We start from the raw sequence: 3319 nt of genomic DNA on the forward strand, positions 1-3319 counted from the left end.
AAAATTCTACTTATGAGCACCTCAGTTTTTCGGGGGGATTACCCCTCACCATAGGCCAACGCGTTGCTACACAACAATGCGGTGACTGACGAAATTAAAAGTTTATTCATTTTTATTACTCCCGAACGTTCTTCATCTTAAAAAGAACGGTCTAAATGATGGTTATTTTTTGTAACGCACGCTGATGGAACCATCCACGACATGTTTCACTATTTCATAGTCAAGGTTATACGTAGCCAGGTTATGCGCTGCGATACCAAGGGTTGCGAACATACCTGCAACCCCGGTTGCGCCACCTAAAAATGTTGCTCCTGCTGCGGCAATACGCCCTTGGGTGTATACCCTGCATTTCAATCCGGCTGATTCTATCGTTGTCTCAAGAATTCGAACGGTACTGCCGATGTTTCCGGAGACACCCACAATCTCAAAGGTGCTTCGGGTATGAATAAGGGCTGCTATTTTCTCGGTACGAAAATCATCATATTGCAGTATTTCCATCGAAGGTCATTGCTCCTTGGTGAGTGATAGAGCCCCCAGCTCAAATACTGCGGCTGGGGGCTTGTGCTTTAACTCGTTGCGGCGGTTTTGAGAATGCGTTGCACACTGGATAGGCTGATCCCCGTTTGTCTTGCTATCTCGGTTTTGGCAAGTCCCCGATCGGCAAGAGCCAGCACTTCTTCTCCTCTTGCCATCGCGGTAGGTTTGCGACCTTTGTAAACGCCACGTTGTTTGGCCAACTCAATGCCCTCCGCCTGCCGCTCCAGCATCAGCTCCCGCTCGAAGGTGGCGATAGCACCGATCATGGTGAGCATCAGCTTGCCGGTAGGGGTCGAGGTATTGATCCCCAGATTCAAAATCCTCAGTGCTACCTGCTTGCTTTGCAGGTACTCCGAGATTTCTAACAGGTGACGGGTGTTGCGGGCCAAGCGATCCAGCTTGGTGACCAACACCACATCCCCCTCACGCACAAAGTTGAGTAACTGAGCCAATTGGGGGCGGTCGTCCCTTGCCCCACTGACTTTCTCCTGAAAAATCGTGCTGCACTCAGCCAGTGCCTGAAGCTGGGTGTCCAGGCTCTGCCCGACGGTACTCACGCGTGCATAACCCACCAGTGCCATGGTCTCCTCCTGGTCAATAGGGCAGGGTACAATGACGGCACAAGTCAAAAGCCTGAAACCAACCCTATTGACTTGAAAACAGTGCCTTTTTAGTGCGTATTCGTGCATGTCACTAGGGCCTGAGCTATTGACCCAGCGCCAGCAGTTGGATCCAGTAATGAGCCGTTCTGTGATTGCCGTGGATATCGATTTGCTAATGCAATCGGACTGGAAGTCGTGAACTGGGCCCTATAGGGAGGGCCTCATTATTCAGTAGAACCGCTTGCCCATTCCCGAGGGACATCAGCAGTTAACCGGGGGAAGGGGATGGGGTCCCTTTCCCCAATTTGTTGGTGAGTGGGCTCCTTCGTGGTTGCGGTTTCTGCGGTGTTCTGGTCGCTTGGCCTAGCGGGGCGTTAAGCGCAGTTGTCGCCACAGCGCCATTGAGACCATTTTCCGTCTCGTCGCTGTTGGCTTCGGGATAGAACTCCTCCAGCAGCATCGGCACCTCTTCATCGATATCTTCAAACTGGCCGTTACGCAGCAATTCACGCGCGGCCAGCTCCATCTGGTCGATGGCGAGACCCGCCTCCTGGTCACGCTGTGCCGCCTCTTGTGCTTGCCTGACTGCCTCAGTCAGGTTGGTTTCCTCCCGCAAGGTTAAATCCACGTAGTAGACCGGTGTGCGGTACGACTGGGTAGTGCTCTTGGCCCGCAACCGCAGGGTGAGCGGCAGATAGCGGGTATGGCCCCCGCTCACCGCCTCCAGGTACTTCAGTCGAGCCGCCAGAGTGCGCACCGAGTTGTAGCCGGTGGTGCGGAAGATAAAGCTACCCAGCTCATCCCCTTGCCCCTCCACAAACAGGTTCAGTCGCCCGTACAGCTTGCAACCCTGTTGGCCGGCAAAGGCGCAGCGCTCTGGTCCAGAGCAGCTGACCTCCTCCATGCCTTGTGCCCCCATACGTCTTGCTACCTCCCCATTCCCGACACAGAGCGGCCTGCCGGTTTGCCGGTCAAACGCGCTGTATTCCGCCCGCAGATTCAAGTCGCTGTCGTTGAACAGCACCCGCACTGGAATGGCGCGGATCTTGGTTTGCTCCTGCCCCTGGCCACTCTTTTGCGATGAGTAGTGTTGATGCAGGGGATGGAGTAACCATCCCCCTTTTTGTTGTACCTGAGTGGTGAGGGTGAAGCTGTCGTCCTTCTCCGGCACCCACTTATCCTGTTTTTGCACCAGCTTGCCGATGCAAATCCGCCCGATCACGGGCGGGGTAATCGCCAGTCCTTTGATCATGGTGTTTGCCTCAAGGGTTGAATGGTGAAACGGCGCACGCCGGGCACCGGTTTGACGTAACGGGTGAGCAGGTCGGGATGATCCTGACCGAGCTTTTCGAGATCCGGTGCTAGCCGGTCTTTGCTGCGCTTCCAGGTGATCTTGCCATCGGCAAACAGCCCGGCTGTCGCTTCACCCAAAGTGGCTTGCAGCCGCTGCTTGAGTTGTGACTCTTGTTGCTCGACGGCTTCCTTTTGCTGACGTAAGCGCAGTAGCTCCCCAAACAGCTGGTTGAACTCGGGGGAATCGGAGAGATCCAGCGTCTGACCATCATCGCGGGGAAACAGCCAGCTCAGGGCATTGGCGGCATCGCTGGAGCCGTCAGGTTCAGGTTGCTGACCTTGTTGCACCATCTGCCAAAACTGCGCTTCCCGCTCGGTGAGATCCTGGATCTTCTCCTCATCGCGCTCGATGCGATAAATCCGAAAATCCTGGCCGCCGATCAGCACTGCCACTTCGGCCCAGGCATGGCCGGTGACGGCCAGTTGATGCAGTACCTGACACTGGTAAGCCACCGGCACCCCTTCCTCCCACTGGGAGGCGCTGTGATAGCTGGCGGTCTTGATCTCCAGAATGCCCGGCCCATCGGGGTGGCCGACTACCTCCCGGTCGAGGTTGGCGAGCATGAAAGGATGCTCGGGGTGTTGCAGTACCGCATTGACCCGTCGCACCTTGTAGCCAGTGCGTTTGGCATAGACCTGCGCCAGCACTGGTTCGAGCTCGATTCCCCACAGCACCGCTTCCTTGTGGGAGATATCTTCCGGCTCCTTGCGACCGGTCTTTTCCAGCCAGAGGCTGAGCGGGCATTTGTAGGGGGATAGCCCCACTGCCACGGCGGCATCGGAGGAGCCGATGCCGAGTTTGCGGATAGCGAGCCCCTGCTCGCGGG

General features: G+C 56.3%; 4 protein-coding genes. All 4 read right to left on the reverse strand.

Features of this window, described 5'->3' with window-relative positions; all coding sequences use genetic code 11:
• Positions 1-162: 162 nt before the first annotated feature.
• The gene (locus L972_RS03165) at positions 163-498 is read right to left on the reverse strand and encodes a hypothetical protein (protein ID WP_047435433.1); all 336 of its coding nucleotides are present in this window, start codon (positions 496-498) and stop codon (positions 163-165) included.
• A 68-nt stretch (positions 499-566) separates the two neighbouring features.
• A complete protein-coding gene (locus tag L972_RS03170; protein ID WP_047435435.1) occupies positions 567-1118 on the reverse strand; it encodes a recombinase family protein in 552 nt (183 codons plus the stop codon).
• Positions 1119-1407: 289 nt separating this feature from the next.
• Positions 1408-2391, reverse strand: a complete 984-nt coding sequence (locus L972_RS03175; protein WP_047435438.1) for a recombination directionality factor — start codon at positions 2389-2391, stop codon at positions 1408-1410.
• Positions 2388-3319, reverse strand: a 932-nt coding sequence (locus L972_RS03180) for a YqaJ viral recombinase family nuclease (protein WP_047436017.1), incomplete at its 5' end; no start/stop codon positions are given. The genes L972_RS03180 and L972_RS03175, both read right to left, overlap by 4 nt.

The sequence above is a fragment of the Aeromonas sp. ZOR0001 genome (genome assembly GCF_000801015.1).
GTDB lineage: Bacteria > Pseudomonadota > Gammaproteobacteria > Enterobacterales > Aeromonadaceae > Aeromonas > Aeromonas veronii.

What these genes read in the sequence shown, in the direction of transcription:
- L972_RS03175 (WP_047435438.1), bottom strand. Translation starts at nt 2,391, where the DNA reads ATGATCAAAGGACTGGCGATTACCCCGCCCGTGATCGGGCGGATTTGC.
- L972_RS03165 (WP_047435433.1), bottom strand. Translation starts at nt 498, where the DNA reads ATGGAAATACTGCAATATGATGATTTTCGTACCGAGAAAATAGCAGCC.
- L972_RS03170 (WP_047435435.1), bottom strand. Translation starts at nt 1,118, where the DNA reads ATGGCACTGGTGGGTTATGCACGCGTGAGTACCGTCGGGCAGAGCCTG.